The organism is Roseateles sp. AC306, assembly GCF_979253795.1.
In genome coordinates this window covers 244,356-260,686 of sequence record NZ_CEEDEB010000002.1, presented here as the reverse complement: position 1 = coordinate 260,686, position 16,331 = coordinate 244,356, and the positions used below count along the sequence as shown (strand labels likewise).

Annotated in this window: 12 protein-coding genes and 1 tRNA gene; 6 read left to right on the top strand and 7 right to left on the bottom strand. The window is 66.4% G+C overall.

Going from position 1 to position 16,331, the window contains the following annotated elements; all coding sequences use genetic code 11:
* Window positions 1-3 precede the first annotated feature (3 nt).
* Window positions 4-504, bottom strand: coding sequence for a hypothetical protein (locus AC0IZJ_RS05945; protein WP_471847642.1), 501 nt, complete (start codon window positions 502-504; stop codon window positions 4-6).
* A gap of 211 nt (window positions 505-715) precedes the next feature.
* On the opposite strand from AC0IZJ_RS05945, the gene AC0IZJ_RS05940 reads away from it, so the two are divergent.
* The 3 genes from AC0IZJ_RS05940 to AC0IZJ_RS05930 all read left to right on the top strand — a co-directional run bounded on the left by AC0IZJ_RS05940 (window position 716) and on the right by AC0IZJ_RS05930 (window position 5,272).
* Entirely contained in the window at window positions 716-1,534 is an 819-nt protein-coding gene (locus tag AC0IZJ_RS05940; protein WP_471847640.1) for a Crp/Fnr family transcriptional regulator, read from the top strand.
* Between the two features lie 34 nt (window positions 1,535-1,568).
* Window positions 1,569-3,578, top strand: a complete 2,010-nt coding sequence (locus AC0IZJ_RS05935) for a putative bifunctional diguanylate cyclase/phosphodiesterase (protein WP_471847638.1) — start codon at window positions 1,569-1,571, stop codon at window positions 3,576-3,578.
* 83 nt (window positions 3,579-3,661) lie between these two features.
* Window positions 3,662-5,272 carry a methyl-accepting chemotaxis protein gene (locus tag AC0IZJ_RS05930; RefSeq protein WP_471847636.1) on the top strand — a complete coding sequence of 537 codons (1,611 nt, stop codon included), beginning with the start codon at window positions 3,662-3,664 and terminating at the stop codon, window positions 5,270-5,272.
* Here the strand turns inward: AC0IZJ_RS05930 and AC0IZJ_RS05925 are convergent.
* The 4 genes from AC0IZJ_RS05925 to AC0IZJ_RS05910 all read right to left on the bottom strand — a co-directional run bounded on the left by AC0IZJ_RS05925 (window position 5,269) and on the right by AC0IZJ_RS05910 (window position 9,123).
* Window positions 5,269-7,326: a GAF domain-containing protein gene (locus AC0IZJ_RS05925; protein ID WP_471847634.1), complete on the bottom strand. Its 2,058-nt coding sequence runs from the start codon at window positions 7,324-7,326 to the stop codon at window positions 5,269-5,271. The two genes, AC0IZJ_RS05930 and AC0IZJ_RS05925, sit on opposite strands and share 4 nt — an antisense overlap.
* The gene (locus AC0IZJ_RS05920) at window positions 7,323-8,096 is read right to left on the bottom strand and encodes a response regulator (RefSeq protein WP_471847632.1); all 774 of its coding nucleotides are present in this window, start codon (window positions 8,094-8,096) and stop codon (window positions 7,323-7,325) included. Before AC0IZJ_RS05920 ends, AC0IZJ_RS05925 begins: the two co-directional genes overlap by 4 nt.
* Before the next feature lie 100 nt (window positions 8,097-8,196).
* A tRNA-Ser gene (locus AC0IZJ_RS05915) sits at window positions 8,197-8,284 on the bottom strand.
* 14 nt (window positions 8,285-8,298) lie between these two features.
* Complete coding sequence (locus AC0IZJ_RS05910; RefSeq protein ID WP_471847630.1) at window positions 8,299-9,123, bottom strand: symmetrical bis(5'-nucleosyl)-tetraphosphatase; 825 nt, start codon at window positions 9,121-9,123, stop codon at window positions 8,299-8,301.
* A 203-nt stretch (window positions 9,124-9,326) separates the two neighbouring features.
* Here AC0IZJ_RS05910 and AC0IZJ_RS05905 point away from each other — a divergent pair, with 203 nt between their 5' ends.
* From AC0IZJ_RS05905 to AC0IZJ_RS05895, 3 genes are all read left to right on the top strand, one after another.
* On the top strand, window positions 9,327-10,634 hold the full coding sequence (locus AC0IZJ_RS05905) for a hemolysin family protein (protein ID WP_471847628.1): 1,308 nt from the start codon (window positions 9,327-9,329) through the stop codon (window positions 10,632-10,634).
* Window positions 10,631-11,365, top strand: coding sequence for a SapC family protein (locus AC0IZJ_RS05900; protein WP_471847626.1), 735 nt, complete (start codon window positions 10,631-10,633; stop codon window positions 11,363-11,365). The genes AC0IZJ_RS05905 and AC0IZJ_RS05900 overlap by 4 nt, the downstream gene beginning before the upstream one ends.
* Window positions 11,366-11,662: 297 nt before the next feature.
* Window positions 11,663-12,289 carry an N-acyl amino acid synthase FeeM domain-containing protein gene (locus AC0IZJ_RS05895; protein ID WP_471847624.1) on the top strand — a complete coding sequence of 209 codons (627 nt, stop codon included), beginning with the start codon at window positions 11,663-11,665 and terminating at the stop codon, window positions 12,287-12,289.
* 86 nt (window positions 12,290-12,375) lie between these two features.
* On the opposite strand, the gene AC0IZJ_RS05890 is transcribed toward AC0IZJ_RS05895, so the two are convergent.
* A complete protein-coding gene (locus AC0IZJ_RS05890; protein WP_471847622.1) occupies window positions 12,376-15,072 on the bottom strand; it encodes a TonB-dependent receptor plug domain-containing protein in 2,697 nt (898 codons plus the stop codon).
* Between the two features lie 474 nt (window positions 15,073-15,546).
* On the bottom strand, window positions 15,547-16,284 hold the full coding sequence (locus AC0IZJ_RS05885) for an IclR family transcriptional regulator (protein WP_471847620.1): 738 nt from the start codon (window positions 16,282-16,284) through the stop codon (window positions 15,547-15,549).
* Window positions 16,285-16,331: the final 47 nt, after the last annotated feature.

The window sequence follows — 16,331 nt, the reverse complement described above, 5'->3', positions numbered from 1 at the left end:
TGGCTAGCTCAAGGCCGACAACAGCACCGCCTGGATCAGCCAACGCCTGCGGTCCGACAGCGCAGCGCAAACCAGCCAGCCATTCGCCACCTGGCAGGTCCAGTGCCCTTGGCCGGCCAGGCCGTTGTACATCGGCAGGTCGCCGGCCCGGGCCAGCCGTTTGACCATGTCCGGATTCATGCCCTGGCACTCCACGGTGTCGTAGAGCCGGCCCAGCAAGCGGCCTATATCGGCCAGCTGCCGTGGATTCGCTTCGTTGTGTTGCGTTGGTGGCGTGATCAGGGCGACGTACGCGCCGAGGCCCCGTGCGGCCTGCTCGAACAGTTGTGCGTCCTCGCTGTCCGGGTGGGCGGTCATCAGGCCCAGTCGCTTGCCCCGCAGCAGTTGCTGGTGCCGCACAGCGTCGAGCTGCAACGCCAGGGCGCGCTGGAGCAGCGACTGCACCTCGTCAACGGTGGGGTGGTCGGCCGACGTCAGATGGCTCGGCCTGGAGGCGGGATACATGGCGAATGCCCTGGACGCAACCGCGTCTTTGCGATGGAGCGAAGCCTAGTCAGACGGCGGCGCCCGGCCTTGACCTTGATCAAGGACGCAAGCGCCCGGTGGTGCCCGCGGCAAGCCGTGACCGTCGGCTTACGCGCCGTTTGCAATCCATTCACACAGCGTCACCGAGCCACGTTCGGCATTGCCACGGCATTTGCAGCCGCTGCCTAGCATGACCTCATTCCATAACCAGGAGATGGCCATGCTCAGCAACAACACCTGCTCGTCGCCCACCCCGCCCGCCGCAGTGCTTGCCGAGTTCACGTCCAACCGTGTGCAGGACGACAGTGCCAACCGCCGCGCCGGCGAGCGCATCTCCGAAACGCTTCAGCTGCTCGCGACGACGCTCAATCCGCAGCGCCGCATCGTCCACGCCGGCGATGCCATCTACCAGAGCGGCGAACTCTTCAGCCATCTCTATGTCCTCAATTCCGGCATGTTCAAGCTGCTGAGCCTGTCGGCCGACGGGCGCGAGCAGGTCGTCGGGCTGAAGTTCCGTGGTGACTGGCTGGGTTTTGCCGGCATCGCCAAGGGCCGCTACGCCTGCGATGCGGTGGCCATGGACACCGGTGAAGTCTGGGCCATCCGCTACGACGCGCTGCTGGCGGCCTGCGCCCGCCATCCCGAGCTGATGGCCCTGGTGCACGAGGCCATGAGCGGCGAGATCGTCCGCGACCGTGATTCCATGATGTCGGTCTGCACATTGCCCGCCGACGCCCGAGTGGCGGACTTCCTGCGCTACTGGGCCGAATGCCTGGCCCGCCGTGGCCTGCGCACCGACCAGATCACGCTGTGCATGACTCGCGCCGAGATCGGCAACTACCTGGGCATGACGCTGGAAACCGTCAGCCGTGCGCTGTCCAAGCTCGTTCGGCAGCAGCTGATCTGCTTCCCGGAGAAGGGCCGGCGCGAGATCAGCATCCCCGATGCGAGCCGGCTGGAGGCCTTCATTCAGCGCTGCCTGACGCCTGCGGGGCACACCCTGCAGTGATCGAGCCGGCTTGGCAGCACCCAGGGAGTCATGCATGAATGAGCAGACCTACTCGCAGACACCGGCCGCAGATGCCGGGCCTGCACCCCAGCCGCCCGCCGCCGGCGCAACGAACGGCCAGCCCGCCTGGGTGGCCATCATCTACGCCGCGCTGGGCAGCGCCTGGATCATCTATTCCGACAGTCTCCTGCAGGCGATGGCGCCCGACGTGGCCACGCTGACCGACATCGGCCGCGACAAGGGTATGGCCTTTGTGTTGATCACCGGCCTGCTCCTGTATGCGTTCCTGCTGCACCGCGATCGCCGCTCCTTGCAGCTACGGGACGCCGAACAGGCAGAAAAGCAGCGCGCCTGGCACTTGCTGTGCCAGCGGCAGGCGCGCTGGCCCCAATGGGCGATGACCTTCGAGAACATCCGCGATGGTGTGATGGTTACCGATGCCGACTGCCGCATCCAGACGGTCAATGTGGCCTTCTCCGCCATCACCGGCTACAGCGCCGAGGACGTCATCGGTGCGCATGCCAAGCTGCTTCAGTCAGGTCACCATGCGCCCGAGTTCTACCGGCAGATGTGGGCCACGCTGCGGGCCGAGGGCCGCTGGCAGGGCGAGATCTGGAATCGCCGCAAGAACGGTGAGGTCTACCCCGAGTGGCTGACCCTGAATGCAGTGAACGATGGTGCGGGTCAGGTCACGAATTACGTGGGCGTATTCACGGATGTCTCCCGCAGCAAGAGTGTCGAGGCCCAGCTGGAGCGCCTGGCCCACTACGACGCGCTCACCGCGCTGCCGAACCGGCTGCTGCTTCAGCAGCGGATGGAGCAGACCTTGCAGCGCACGCAGCGCCGCGACACGAGCACGGCGGTCATGGTCATCGACCTCGACGGCTTCAAGACGGTCAATGACAGCCTGGGCCATCCAGCGGGCGACGAACTGCTGGTTTGCGTCGCCGCCCGCCTGCAGGCACGCCTGCGTGCCGATGACCTGCTCGGCAGGCTGGGTGGCGATGAATTCCTGGTGGTGCTCGAAGGCTGCGGCGCGCCAAGCGACGTGGCGACGCTGGCGCGCGACCTGCTCGCCACGCTGGCCGCGCCGGTGCCGCTGACCTGCGGACAAGACGTCTATGTGACCGCCAGCATCGGCATCAGCCTGCACCCGGTGGACGGCAGCCGCGGCGCAGTCGAGCTGCTGCGCGATGCCGACGCCGCCATGTACCGGGCCAAGGAGCAGGGCCGCAACCGTTTCTGCTTCTACACCAGCAACATGAACGCCGAGGCGGTTGCCAAGCTGGAGGTCGAGGCCGCTTTGAGCCGTGCGCTGGCGCGCCATGAGCTGGTGCTGCACTACCAGCCCAAGGTCGATGCGATCACCGGCCGCATCACCGGTGCAGAGGCGCTGCTGCGCTGGAACCGCAATGGCTGCGGCCTGGTGGCGCCGGGGCATTTCATCCCGGTGGCCGAGCAGAGCAGCCTGATCCTGGATATCGGCGCCTGGGTCATCGATGAGGCCTGCCGGCAAATCCGCGCCTGGGCGGATGCCGGCCAGCCGCTCGTGCGCGTGGCGGTCAACGTCGCGGCGCGGCAGTTCGCGGCCGGGGACCTCGACGAGGTCGTCGCGCGAGCGTTGCAGCAGCACCGCGTCGACGCGCAGTGGCTGGAGATCGAGATCACCGAGGGCATGCTGATCACCGACCCGGAGGCCGGCATCCAGATGCTCAAGCGAATCAAGGCGCTGGGCGTGACGTTGTCTCTGGACGATTTCGGTACCGGCTACTCCAGCCTGGCCTATCTCCAGCATTTCCCGATCAATTCCCTGAAGATCGATCAGTCCTTCACCCGCCGCATCGGCGAGCAGCCCGACGGCGCGGCGCTGGTCGACGCGGTGATTGCGCTGGCCCATCGCCTGCACCTGCGCGTCGTCGCAGAAGGCGTTGAAACCCCGCAGCAGCGCGACTACCTGCGGCAGCAGGGCTGCGACGAGATGCAGGGTTATCACTTCGGCCGACCCGCACCGGCCGACTCATTGCAGTTGCTGCTGGCGGCTTGAGCCTTCGCTGCACTCGCTACACGGGCTTCCCCCGCCCAACTTCAACCTGGCTGCCGCGCCTTTCAGCGGCAAGGAGAAAAACCATGCGCAGCAATCTGCCCGTCACCCAGCGTGAGTACAAGTTCCCCGCCGGTCGCAACCTGGTCTCGACCACGGACCTGAAGGGACGCATCCTGCATTGCAACGCCGCCTTCGTGGCGGCGAGCGGTTTCTGCCGCGATGAACTGCTGGGCCAGCCGCACAACCTGATCCGCCATCCCGACATGCCCGAGGAAGCCTTCCGCGACATGTGGGCCACCATTGCAGCGGGCCAGCCGTGGTCAGGAATGGTCAAGAACCGCCGCAAGGATGGCGACCACTACTGGGTCCAGGCCAACGTCACGCCGCTGTTGGAAGACGGCCGGCCGGTGGCCTTCATGTCGGTCCGCTCCCATGCGAGCCGCGCTGAGGTTGAGGCGGCCGAGGCGCTGTATGCACGCATGCGAGACGAGCAGCAGGCCGGCCAGCTGGTCCACGAGCTGCGCGGCGGCCGTTTGCAGCGCCGCAATCTGCTCGGGCGGCTGGGCCGCCTGCTCGGGTCCGTGCCGTGGCTGGGCCAGGTGCCGGCGTATGCAGCCGTCGGCGCGGTCGGCTGGCTGCTGGCTGGCCAGAGCATCTGGGTGGAGGCCGGTGCCGTCACCCTGGCTGCGAGCGCGCTGGCGGCGTTGGCGCACCAGCGCCTGCGCCATGGCCTGGGCCACATCGAGCGCTATGCCAACCAGCTGGCCGCTGGCGACCTCAGCCGTAACCTCGAGGCCAGCGGCAGCCACCAGAGCCGCGGGCTGGAGATGTCGCTGGCTCAGCTGGCGGTCAACATGCGCTCGCTGGTGTCGGACACGCGAGGCGAGCTGGACCAGATGAATCGCGTCAGCCGCGAGATTGCCCAGGGCAACCAGGATCTGGCTCGGCGCACCGAGTCCCAGGCCGCCAGCCTGGAAGAGGCCGCAGCCAGCATGGAGCAGATCACTGCCACCGTGCGCCAGAGCACCGACACCACGCACCTGGCCAGCGGCGTGGCGGCGGAACTCACCGAGGTGTCACGGCGCAGCGCCAAGGTCGTCCACGGCGTCACCGAAACCATGCAGGGCATTGCCCGCTCGTCGCAGAAGATCGGCGACATCATCCAGGTCATCGACAGCATTGCCTTCCAGACCAACATCCTGGCGCTCAATGCCGCTGTGGAGTCGGCGCGCGCGGGCGAACACGGGCGCGGTTTTGCGGTCGTGGCCAGTGAAGTCCGCGCGCTGGCCCAACGCAGTTCGACCGCCGCGCGCGAGATCAAGCAATTGATCCAGGTCTCCACCGAACAGGTGCAGGCCGCCGAACGCCAAACCGAGAACGCACGCGCGACGATAGACACGACGATGCAATCGGTGGAGAACTTCGCCACCATGATCGGCGACATCGATCGCGGCGCGCAGGAGCAGCTGCTGGGCATTTCGCAGATGCATGAGGTCATCCAGCAGATGGACGGCTTCACCCAGCAGAACGCCGGGCTGGTGGAGGAGCTGGCGGGTTCGGCCCGGCAGATGGTGACGCAGTCCGACGAGGTGAGTGCCGCCTTGCGCGTGTTCAGGCTGGAGCGAGGCCCCGTTGCGAGAAGCCAGCCCGATGCCGTCGAGCTGCGGCGCGCGGCGCGGGTGCGGTCCGCCTAAGCGGCGATTACGCGCGCGATGGCGTGCGCCAGCTGGCCGCGGCTGTAAGGCTTGGGCAGCAGCTCCCAGTCGGCGGGCGACTCGCGATCGGCGTCGAGCAGCTCTGCAGAGAAGCCGGACATCAGCAGGATGGCCAGCGCCGGCAGGCGCTGTTGCGCAATGCGGGCCAGCTCGGTGCCGCGCATGCCAGCGCCCAGTGCGATATCGGTGAGCAGCAGGTCGAAGTCGGCGTCGGGCGTGAGCAGCAGCAGCGCCTGTTCGGCGCTGGCGCAGACGCTGAGCACGCAGCCCATGCCGGCCAGGAAATGCTGGGCCACGGCGCGCACCTCGGCATCGTCCTCGACCACAAGCACCTTCAAGCCTGGGGGCACGGCATCACCGCTGACATCGCCTTCCAGCGGTGCCAGGTCTTCGCCACCGGGGACCGGCAGGTAGAGGCTGATCGTCGTGCCCTGACCAATCACGCTGTCCAGCGCCACGGACCCGTGCGACTGCTTGACGAAGCCGTAGACGGCGCTCAAGCCCAGGCCCGTGCCTCGGCCGGCCTGCTTGGTCGTGAAGAAGGGCTCAAACGCGCGTTCCTTCACCGCCTCCGGCATGCCGGTGCCGCTGTCGGCCACGGCGATGCAGATGAAGCGGCCGTCGCCGAGATCGTCCCGCACGCTGGCCGGCAGCGTGCCCGTGTCTGCCTCTGCGGCGCTGAAGCGCAGGTGGCCGCCGTCCAGCATGGCATCGCGCGCATTGATGGCAATGTTGAGCAGAGCAGCCTCCAGCTGCCCCGCGTCGGCCAGCGCCATGGGGCAGTCTTCAGCCACGTCGACGCTGATGTGGATGCGCTGGTCCAGCGTGCGACGCAGCATGTCCGACAGGGGATGCAGCAGGCCGTGGACGTTGACGGCGCTGGGCAGCAGGACCTGGCGGCGCGAGAAGGCCAGCAGCTTGCCCGTCAACTCGGCGCCACGCCGGGAGGCGCGCATGGCCGCGCTGACCAGCTGCTGGCCAAAGGCGTCCTGTGCCAGGGCGGGCAACTCTTCCAGCACCTGCAGGTTGCCCTGGATGACGGTCAGCAGGTTGTTGAAGTCGTGGGCAATGCCGCCCGTCAGCTGGCCCACGCTCTCCAGGCGTTGCGCGTGATTCAGGGCTTCCTCGGTCTGCGCCCGCTGCAGACAGGTCGCCAGCAGGTTGGCGAGCGATTCCAGAAACCGCTGCTCGTCGTCGCCGAAGCGCTTCAACTGCCGGGACCGCACCTTCAACGCGCCAATCACACGCCCGCGATCCAGCAGCGGCACGGCGAGCGCGCTGACCAGCCCGGCCTCCAGGTAGTTGGCGGGCACGGCAAAGCGCTGTTCGCTGCGGAAGTCCTCGATGACCACCGGGCGCCCCTGCGCCAGCACGAAACCCAGCGGCGTCTCAGCACGATGGGGAACGGTCGACCCCAGCGCCTCATTGGCGATCAGCCCGACGCCGCCAGCGACGCGCAGCTCGAGCCGGTTGCTCTCCAGCAGGAACACCAGCGCCATTTCCACCTCGAGCGCCTCGGCCGCAATCGCGGGGACCTGCTGCAGCAGCACCTGCGGATCACGCGCATCGACCGCCAGGCGACCCACCTGGGCGAGGTATTCGCTGTAGCGCGCGCGTTGCAGTGCCTGCTTGACGCGCGGATAGGCGCCGATATCGCGGATCGCCGCCACGACGAAGGGCAGCCCATGATCCTGCAGCGGGCTGAGCGCGATCTCGACCATCACTTCCGAGCCGTCGCCCCGCTTGGCCACCAGTTCCATTTGCGTTCCCATCGGCCGGGCGCGGGGCGCGTGGGCATAGGCATTGCGGTAGGACGCGTGGCGGGGCCGGATGCTGTCGGGCACGAGCGCGTCCACGCTGGTGCCGATCAACGCCTCCACGTCATACCCCAGCAGGCTGGCGGCTGCCGGATTGGCCAGCACGATCAGCCCCGCCGCGTCGACGAGTAGCAGGCCGTCGGGATAGGCGGCGAACAGCGTGCGGAATACGGTGTGGTCGTCGAAACCGCCTGGCAATGCGCTGGGCGGTGTCATGGGAAGACGCTCGCGTCGCGGCCGGACGCGACCGTTGGCGTGAAAAGGTAGCCGGCACTGCGCACCGACTTGATGATCTGCGGCGTCTCCGCCTCAGGCTCGAGCTTCTTGCGCAAGCGGCCAACCTGGACATCGATGGTGCGGTCGAAAGGGCCGGCTTCGCGGCCACGCGTCTGCGACAGCAGGAAGTCGCGCGACAGCACGCGGCCCGGGTGCTGAGCGAAGGTCTGCAGCAGGTCGAACTCACCCGCCGTCAGCACAACCTCGGCGCCTTGCGCGTCGGTCAGCCGGCGGGCTGCCAGATCCAGCCGCCAGCCGCCGAATGTCAGGCATTCGCGCCCGGCGTCTTCCGGGGGCGGCGCACCAATGGGACGCTCCGTTGCGGCGTCGGCCGGCTGCACGGGCGTGATCCGGCGCAACACGGCCTTGATGCGCGCCACCAGCTCCCGCAGGTCGAAAGGCTTGGTGACGTAGTCGTCTGCGCCGACCTCCAGCCCCACCACCTTGTCGACCGCATCGCCCCGGCCCGTGATGATGACGAGGCCACAGCGCCAGTGCTCGCGGAGCTGCCGAGCGATGGCCAAACCGTCTTCACCGGGCAGGCCGAGGTCCAGGAGAACCAGCTCGGGCGGGTCGCCGGCCATGGTCTCCATGAGCGCCCGGCCCGAACGCAGCTGGGTGATGCGAAACCCATGGCCGGCGAGGTAATGCGCCAGCAGCTCGGTGATGGCGGCTTCGTCGTCGACAACGGCGATGTGCGTGGGTGTCAAGGCGTCAGCGCGGTTGATGCGTTATGGCATTGAAGCACCATTCGCAACGCTGCCGCGACCGGGTGCGGTATCGCGGCGTGGTCCAGTTCATGGAAAGAACTGGCGGAAGCTGTGAGATTCGAACTCACGGGCCGTTACCGGCCGACGGTTTTCAAGACCGTTGGGTTAAACCACTCCCCCAAGCTTCCGAAGGGTGCGCATTCTACGAGCCCGGCGCCTGCGCCCGCTCGCACGCCACCTGGATGATTTCCCGCGACGCGCCGTCAACCCGTGCCGCCGTCAGCTGGCCGCCCCAGATGCAGCCGGTGTCCAGCCCCAGCAGGCCGGGTCTGTCGAGCAGGCCCAGCGTGGACCAATGGCCGAAGGCGATGGGTGTGCCGGCCGTCCGGCGGCCGGGCACGTCGAACCACGGCATATAACCCGCGGGCGCTGCGCCGGCGCCGTCCTTGGTCTTGAAGTCCATCTCGCCGTCCGCCGTGCAGAAGCGCAGCCGGGTGAGCACGTTGACCGTAAACCGCAGGCGATCCAGGCCGGTCAGGTCAGGGCGCCAACGTGCCGGCTCGTTGCCGTACATGGCTTGCAGGAAGTCGGGCAGGGCGGGTCCACGCAACACGGCCTCCACCTCGCCGGCGAGGGCCAGCGTGTCGTCACGGCTCCATTGGGGAACCACGCCGGCGTGCACCATCAGCCAGCCGGTCTCGAAGACGGCCAGGCGCTGGTGGCGCAGCCAGTGGAGCAGGGGCTCGCGGTCGTCTGCCTGCAGGATGGGGGCGAGGGTGTCGCTGCGGTGCTCCGGCCTCACGCCATGGGCGACGGCGAGCAGGTGCAGGTCGTGGTTGCCCAGCAGGCAGGTCGCCGCACTGCCCAGGCCTTGCAGGCGGCGCAGCGTGGCCAGAGACTGGGGCCCGCGGTTGACGAGGTCGCCCAGCAGCCAGAGCCGGTCCCGCGAGGGCGAAAAGTCGATGCGGGCCAGCAGCCGCTCGAAGGCGTCGCAGCAGCCTTGCAGATCGCCGATCAGGTAGTTCATCAGCCGCATGCTAAGGGGGTGTGGGCCTTGCTGCCTGCCGGCCTTGGCATGGTTGTGGCGGCCGCGCGCTGCGACGCCATGCTCGACAAGCTGCGACGCGACCCGGGAATGTGCGATGGGCGGCGTCATGGCCATCTGCTAGTCTCCCGGGCTTCGTTTTCGACCCCGCGCCGCTTCGGGTTTCCCCAGGCCTGGCGCTCTAGATGGATACCGCGCTCGTTCTCTTTCTGATTTTCCTCAACGGCCTGTTCGCGATGTCGGAGATGGCCCTGACCGCGAGCCGCAAGGCAAGGCTGCAGGTGATGGTTGAAAGCGGCGAGGGCGGCGCGCAGGCCGCCATGGACCTGCACGACAACCCCACCAAATTCCTGTCCACCGTGCAGATCGGCATCACCGGCATCGGCGTGCTCAACGGCATCGTCGGCGACGCGGCGTTCTCCGGCCCGCTGTCGCTGTGGTTGAGCGAGACCTTCAACCTGCAGCCCCACGCCACGCAGATCGCGGCGACGGCGCTGGTCGTCGTCATCATCACCTTGCTCACCATCGTCTTCGGCGAGCTGGTGCCCAAGCGCGTCGGCCAGATCTACCCCGAGACGGTGGCTCGCCTGGTCGCGCCGCCGATGAATGTCATCTCCACGGCGACACGGCCGCTGGTGAAGCTGCTGAGCTTTGCGACCGAGGCGACGCTGGGCCTGATGGGGCTGCGCAACCGGGCCCAGCGCGGCGTGACGGAAGAGGAGATTGCGGCCAGCCTGGAGGAAGGCCTGGACGCCGGCGTCATCGAGCAGCACGAGCATCAGATGGTGCGCAACGTGTTCCGCCTGGACGAGCGCCAGGTCGGCTCGATGATGATTCCGCGCGCCGAGATCGCCTGGCTCGAGGTCGACGCGACGCCCGCCGAGGTGCTGGCGGTGCTGCGCGAACACGGCTTCAATCGTTACCCGGTCTGCCGTGGCGGCCTGACCGAAGTGCTCGGTGTGGCCAATGCGCCGGCGCTGTTGGCCGGCATGCTGGAAGGCCTGCCGCTGGACCTGATGACGGGCCTGGAGCCGCCGCTGTTCGTGCCCGAAACGCTGTCGGGCATGGAGCTGCTGGACCATTTCCGCGTCTCGGACGCGCCCCTGGTTTTCGTCGTCGATGAGTATGGCGAGGTGCAGGGCGTGATTGCCGTGCGTGATGTGCTGGAAGCCATTGCCGGGGAGTTCAACGCTCCAAGCGATGGCGATGCCTGGGCGGTGCAGCGCGAGGACGGGAGCTGGCTGATCGATGGCCTCATCCCCGTGCCTGAGCTGAAGGACCGCCTGGAGCTGAAGGAACTGCCCGAAGAGGACCGTGGGCGCTACAACACCCTGGCCGGCATGATCATGCTGCTGCTGGGGCGCTTGCCGCGCACGACCGATGTCGTGGAGTGGGACGCGTGGAGATTCGAGGTCGTGGACCTCGACGGCAAACGTGTGGACAAAGTGCTGGTCAGTCGTCTGGCCGCGGAAACTGGAGAAAGAAACACATGAGCAACCCCCCGATGTACGGCGAACTGCAGCCGCTGGACCGCGAAGTCCACAAGAACCTCAAGCTCGACACGGCCGCGCCCGTCGTCAGCCGCGTGGCCGACCAGAACTCGGTCTTCCTGGCCGCGGTGGAGTTCGGTGACGCCTGCAAGGAGTTCCCGGTCGTCTTCGTGCGCACCGGCGATGCTGGCGCCGATGGCAAGCAGCCCGTCGCGCCGCTGGCCGTGCTCGGCCTGAAGCCGGGGTCCAACCTGTTCGTCGATGGCGACAAGTGGACGGCCACCTACGTGCCGGCCTATGTGCGCCGCTATCCGTTTGCAATGGCACGCCTGGACGGCAATGCCAACAGCCTGGCCGTCTGCTATGACAGCAAGTGGACCGGCTTCGGCGAGACCACCGGCGAGGCTCTGTTTGCCAACGGCGAGCCGACCGAGTTCCTGCTGAACGCCCGCGCCTTCCTCGAGAATTTCGAGCAGGAGGCCGAGCGCACCCGCCTGATCTGCAACCTGCTCGTCGAACTGGACCTGCTGCAGGACATGCGTTTTGAAGCCACCCTGCCGAACGGCGAGAAGCTGGACGTCGAGGGCTTCCTGGCCCTGGACGAGAAGAAGTACAGCGAATTGCCCGACGCCAAGGTGCTGGAATTGCACCGCAATGGGCTCATCGCGCTGATCGAGATGCACCGTCTGTCCATGACCAACATGAACCGCCTGGCGGCGCGCTACGCCGCCTGAGCACTTCTGGCTGGTTGGCGTTTTTGAGAAGGTCACGCTTGCGTGGCCTTTTTCAAATTCAACCCGCCACCCAGGATCGGCAAGCTTCCCGTCAAGTTGTCACCTGTTCGGGCGACTTGCCCCCTATATCCTAGGGAAAGCAGGTGTATCCATCTGTTTGCGGTGGGGAAAAGTCACCTTCCAATCCCTAGACTTCGCCGCTCGGTGCATCGGGCGCCAAGGACGCAGTTGATGTTCCCCAATTTCAAAGAAAGTCGTCGTACGCCGCTCAATCCTTTCGGCGGTCCGCCCTTGGAAATGAACAGCGACTTTGGTGCGCTGGATGGCGACGCATTGGGTTTGGTGGAACGACGTTACGGTGATCGCGGCCTGGCGGTTTCACGCGAGCGCTACAGCAGCCGCAATGAAGCGGGCGACATCGTCTGCACCGCCAACGACGGCGACAAGATCGTCGGCACGCTGTCCGTGCGGTTTGACGGCCCCGGCGGCCTGCACGCCGACACGCTGTTCAAGGAAGAGATGGCCGAGTGGCGCGCTGCGGGCGTCACGCTCTGTGAGTTCGGCGGCCTGGCGGTCGACAAGCATTCCCACGAACCCAAGCGCGTGCTGGCCCAGATCTTTCACCTTGGCTATCTGCATGCTCACCGCCGTGCGCGGGTCGATCGCCTCGTGATCGAGGTGAACCCGCGTCATGTGGCCTTCTATCGCCGCTGGCTGGGCCTGCTGCCCTACACCACGGCCCGCCACAACCCGCGCGTGGACGCGCCGGCCGTGCTGATGAGCTTCGACTTTGCGACGGCGCGCGAGCAGATCGCACTGCTGGGCGGTCGCCCCGAATTGCTGTCGACGGCGCGCTGCCTCTACCCGCTGTTCTGGGACGAGGCCACCGAGGCCGCCATGCTGGCCAAGCTGCCGGTGGTCTGAGCCTGTCGGGTCATTTCGGCAACGTCGCCGCAAAGAAAAAAGGGGTCCCGTGGGACCCCTTTTGCTTGAGAGCGCAGACCTGTCGATCAGAAATCGAAGGACGCCCGGGCGTAGTAGGCGCGGCCGATGGGGCTGGTGTAGCGCGGGTCGTAGCCAGCCTGGAAGACCTGGGTCTGGTAGCTGAGCGGCGGATCGCGGTCGGTCGCGTTGCGAACGCCCAGCGTCAGCGTGGTGCTCTTCATCGGCTTCCAGGAACCGAACAGGTCCAGCGTGGCGTAGTTGCTCACGTGGTTGGTCGGGTCGGAGTCGATGTAGCCCGACTTGTAGTGGCCGGTGGCGCCCACCGTGAAGGCGCCTTGAGTCCAGATGCCCGTCAGCGTGTGCTGCCAGCGGAAGACCGGGCCCGCGCCCGAATAGACAGCCACGTTCTGGTTCCACGGGCCGCCGCGGAAGTCCTGGTACTCGTACTTGGCCACGTAAGTGCTGTTCAGGCCGAACGTGAACGTGCCGACCGCCGTGGGGAGGCGGTAGTTGGCCGTGATGTCCACACCGTTGGTGTTGGTGCCGCCGAGGTTCTGCTGGCGCACGTCCACGTAGCCGCAGTTGGTGCCCGGGCACTGGTTGCCATTGCTGGACAGCTGGTTGCTGGCGTTGCGGTGGAAGTACTGGCTGAATAGCGCGTAGTTGGCAGCGTCGAACAACGAGTCGTCACCGACGACGCCGATCTGGTTCTTCAGACGCAGCGCCCAGAAGTCCAGGCCGATGCTCAGGTCGGGCATGGGTTGCACCAGAAGGCCCAGCGTGGCGTTCTTGCTCTTTTCAGGTTCGAGCGTCAGGTTGCCGCCGTTGAGCACCATGAACTGGTTGTTGCACACCGAGTTCGGACCCGTACCGTCTCCACCGGGGCACAGCAACGGGTCGGCCACGTTGCCGGAGTTCGTGTAGGTCTGAGCGGCATTCAGCTCAAACAGCGACGGGGCGCGGAAGCCTGTTGAGTAGGAGCCGCGCACCAGCACCTGCTTGTTCGGTTGAAAGCGGAAGCCGATCTTCGGATTGGTGGTGTTGCCGAAATCGTTGTACTTGTCGTAGCGCACGGCGGCCGTGATGTCGAGCGAACTCAGCAGCGGCACGTTCAGCTCGGTGTACGCGGCCGAGACCTTGCGCGTGCCGGCGCTGTAGGTGGCCGGGTCGATGCCGGTCGAGTCGATGACGACGGCCGCGTAGTCCGGGTTGGCCTGCTGCACGAACTTTTCCTTGCGGAACTCGGCACCGACGGCGATGGCCGCTGCCCGGCCTGCGCCGAACCAGTCGCCCAACTCGCGGCTGGCACGGGCGTCGACGTTGGTCGTCGTGCCCTTGCCGTACAGGATCAGGCCGCTCGCGCCGGCCTGCTCGAGCAGGGCCTGGCCGGCGGTGCTCTGTGCGCCGAAGGGGTTGATCACGCCGGTCAATACACCTTCATAGACCAGCGGGCCGTTGGCGTAGCCGCTGATCAGCTTCTCGTCGACCTTGTTCTGGTTGCGGCTCACGCCGACGGCGTAGTCCCAGCCGGCGAGCGTGCCTTCCAGAGACAGCGTCAGGCGCTGCTGGGTGTTGGTGTTGCTGTCACCGCGCTGACCGTTGGGCATGTCGCGCCAGCGGGCGATGACGTAGCCTGGCTGGACCAGCGCGCCGCCGTCAGTCACCGTTTCACCCACCAGGCCGTCGTCGAAGGCCGGGTCCAGGGCCGCATTGGTCGGGAAGTAGGGGTTGGGCGTGCCGTCCGGGCGCAGGCGGTTCATCGGCAGGAAGCCGAAGGGCACCGGGGCGATCAGCGTCTTCACGTTGCTGCGAGTGAAGAAGTACTCCGCGCCCAGCACGTGGTTCTCACCCAGCTTCACGTCGGCCTTGACCATGCCGGAGGCACGCTCGCTCTTCGGGATGTAGTCCACGAAGTTGGACGTCGTCATCGAGCAGGAGGTGCCATCGCCGCCTGGAACGATGAAGACGCCGTCCGTACAGGCCGGAGCGGCGGGGTTGTACCAGACGTTCGGGTCTTGGTAGTAGTTGGCTGGCGATGGCGAGCCGGAGATGCCGCCCGCATAGCGGGTATTGAACGGGCGCTGCGAGCCGCTGATGCGGTCCTGCTTCTGGAAGTCGACGAAGCCCAGCACGTTGAAGCCCTGGGTCTCCAGGTCGCCGAAGCCGAAGCCGGCGTTGGCGTTCATTGACTTGCCGCCGGCGTGCTGAGGCACTTCGGTGCCCACCGTCACGGTGCCGCCCTGGTATTCCTTGCGGGTGATGAAGTTGATGACGCCGCCAATGGCGTCCGTGCCGTACAGCGCGGAGGCGCCGTCGCGCAGCACCTCGATGCGCTCGATGGCCGCCATCGGGATCATGTTCAGGTCGGGCGCCGAGCCATCGAAGGCGTTGTTGGCGATGCGCCGGCCATTCAGCAGTACTAGTGTCTTGTTGGCGCCCACACCGCGCAGGTCCGCGAAGGAGGCGCCACCGGTGGATGAGCCCACGGCCTGGCTGGTGCCCAGGCTGGTCTGGCTGGCGGTCAGCGAACCCAGGATCTGCTCGACCGTGGTGAGGCCTTGCTGCTGCAGGTCCCTCATCCTCAGGACCGTGACCGGCACGGTGGTCTCGGCATCAAGACGCTTGATGGCCGAACCCGTGACGGTAACGCGCTCCATCTGGGTGGCCGGGGTCTCCGGGGTGGATGGCGGGGTTTGCGCCAACGCGCTGAAGCCGCTCACGGCCATCAGGACCGCTGCGGTAACTCGGGTTTGCTTGTGCATCACTGCTCCAGGAAGGATCGGCGAAACGGGTGGTTTGCCAAAAGGTTCGGCCAGAACGCGACGCCCGGTCAGGGCGCTGGCTGGTGAATCAATTTTCCTGGTTGGTAAAAACGCAAGGCGATTAAGGAATACGTGAATGAGGGGTCATTCGGCGCTCCGGGTCATTTCAATATCAGGCAAGCCATTGATTTAGAAAGAATTTTTGGAAATTAGGCGCAATTGTTGGCATTGCGAGCGATGCTTTTTGCCAACTGGAAAAGTAAGTTAACGGTGCTTGACGGAACAGCAATATATGTAAGCTGTGACTTAGGAATTTATGATTATTTGACCTTGTCGATTGCTTATCTTTGAGGCCGGCCGCGTACATTGAGTCGCGTTGCGCAATATATGAGATGCAAAGATGCCGCTCAAATTGCAAAAATAGTTTGCGATATATTTCAAAAAGAATCCTGTCGCCTGCCTTGCGGCGTCGGATCAGTGGCCAAGTCGGCGTGACAGGCGTGCAGCGGCGTCGCGCAGGGCGCTGGTCAGTGCACCAGTGGCCGAGGTGTCGAAGCTCGCGCTGGCGCCGATGGCCGTCAGTGCCAGCACCAGCCGGCCAGCTGCGTCGAAAACCGGCGCCGCCGCCGCGCTTACGCCGAGAACGACGCCGTCGCGTGACGTCGCCAGCCCGCCTTCTCGCACCTCCGCCAGTGCCGCCGCATCGGGCAGGGGTTCGCCCAGGGCCATGGCATCTTCGGCGCGCCAGGTCGCAAACAGCCGCCCCGATGCCGTGCCGGCCACGCTCATCACCGTGCCGTGCCGCATGCTGATGTGCACCGGCGTCGGCCCCTCCGCCACACGCACGATGGTGGGCCCGCGCGTGCCCCAGACGGCGATCGCCACGGTGTGGCCGATCTGCAGGGCCAGTTCCTCGATAACCGGCGTGGCCAGGCGCACCGGGTCGTACTGCTGCAGGCTGATGAGGCCCAGCTGCAAGGCCAGGGGCCCAAGGCCATACGGCCCGCTGCCCCCTTCCTGCTCCACCAGGCCCAGCCTGATGAAACTCACCAGATAAGGATGCGCTTTCGCCGGCGTCATGCCTGCCTCCCGGGCCAGGTCCTTCAGGGCCATGGGCCGGCCGTTGTGGGCCAGCGCCAGCAGCAACTGGCCACCCACCTCGATGCTCTGGATGCCCCTGGCTTCCTTGCCGTTGCCCTTGACGTCGCTCATGCTAAAAATTCTATATTGGCGAATTCATTTGTAATAGGCTAAATTTC

Coding starts and splice junctions, on each gene's coding strand:
- AC0IZJ_RS05945 (WP_471847642.1), bottom strand. CDS start 504: ATGTATCCCGCCTCCAGGCCGAGCCATCTGACGTCGGCCGACCACCCC.
- AC0IZJ_RS05940 (WP_471847640.1), top strand. CDS start 716: ATGACCTCATTCCATAACCAGGAGATGGCCATGCTCAGCAACAACACC.
- AC0IZJ_RS05935 (WP_471847638.1), top strand. CDS start 1,569: ATGAATGAGCAGACCTACTCGCAGACACCGGCCGCAGATGCCGGGCCT.
- AC0IZJ_RS05930 (WP_471847636.1), top strand. CDS start 3,662: ATGCGCAGCAATCTGCCCGTCACCCAGCGTGAGTACAAGTTCCCCGCC.
- AC0IZJ_RS05925 (WP_471847634.1), bottom strand. CDS start 7,326: ATGACACCGCCCAGCGCATTGCCAGGCGGTTTCGACGACCACACCGTA.
- AC0IZJ_RS05910 (WP_471847630.1), bottom strand. CDS start 9,123: ATGAACTACCTGATCGGCGATCTGCAAGGCTGCTGCGACGCCTTCGAG.
- AC0IZJ_RS05905 (WP_471847628.1), top strand. CDS start 9,327: ATGGATACCGCGCTCGTTCTCTTTCTGATTTTCCTCAACGGCCTGTTC.
- AC0IZJ_RS05900 (WP_471847626.1), top strand. CDS start 10,631: ATGAGCAACCCCCCGATGTACGGCGAACTGCAGCCGCTGGACCGCGAA.
- AC0IZJ_RS05895 (WP_471847624.1), top strand. CDS start 11,663: ATGAACAGCGACTTTGGTGCGCTGGATGGCGACGCATTGGGTTTGGTG.
- AC0IZJ_RS05890 (WP_471847622.1), bottom strand. CDS start 15,072: ATGCACAAGCAAACCCGAGTTACCGCAGCGGTCCTGATGGCCGTGAGC.
- AC0IZJ_RS05885 (WP_471847620.1), bottom strand. CDS start 16,284: ATGAGCGACGTCAAGGGCAACGGCAAGGAAGCCAGGGGCATCCAGAGC.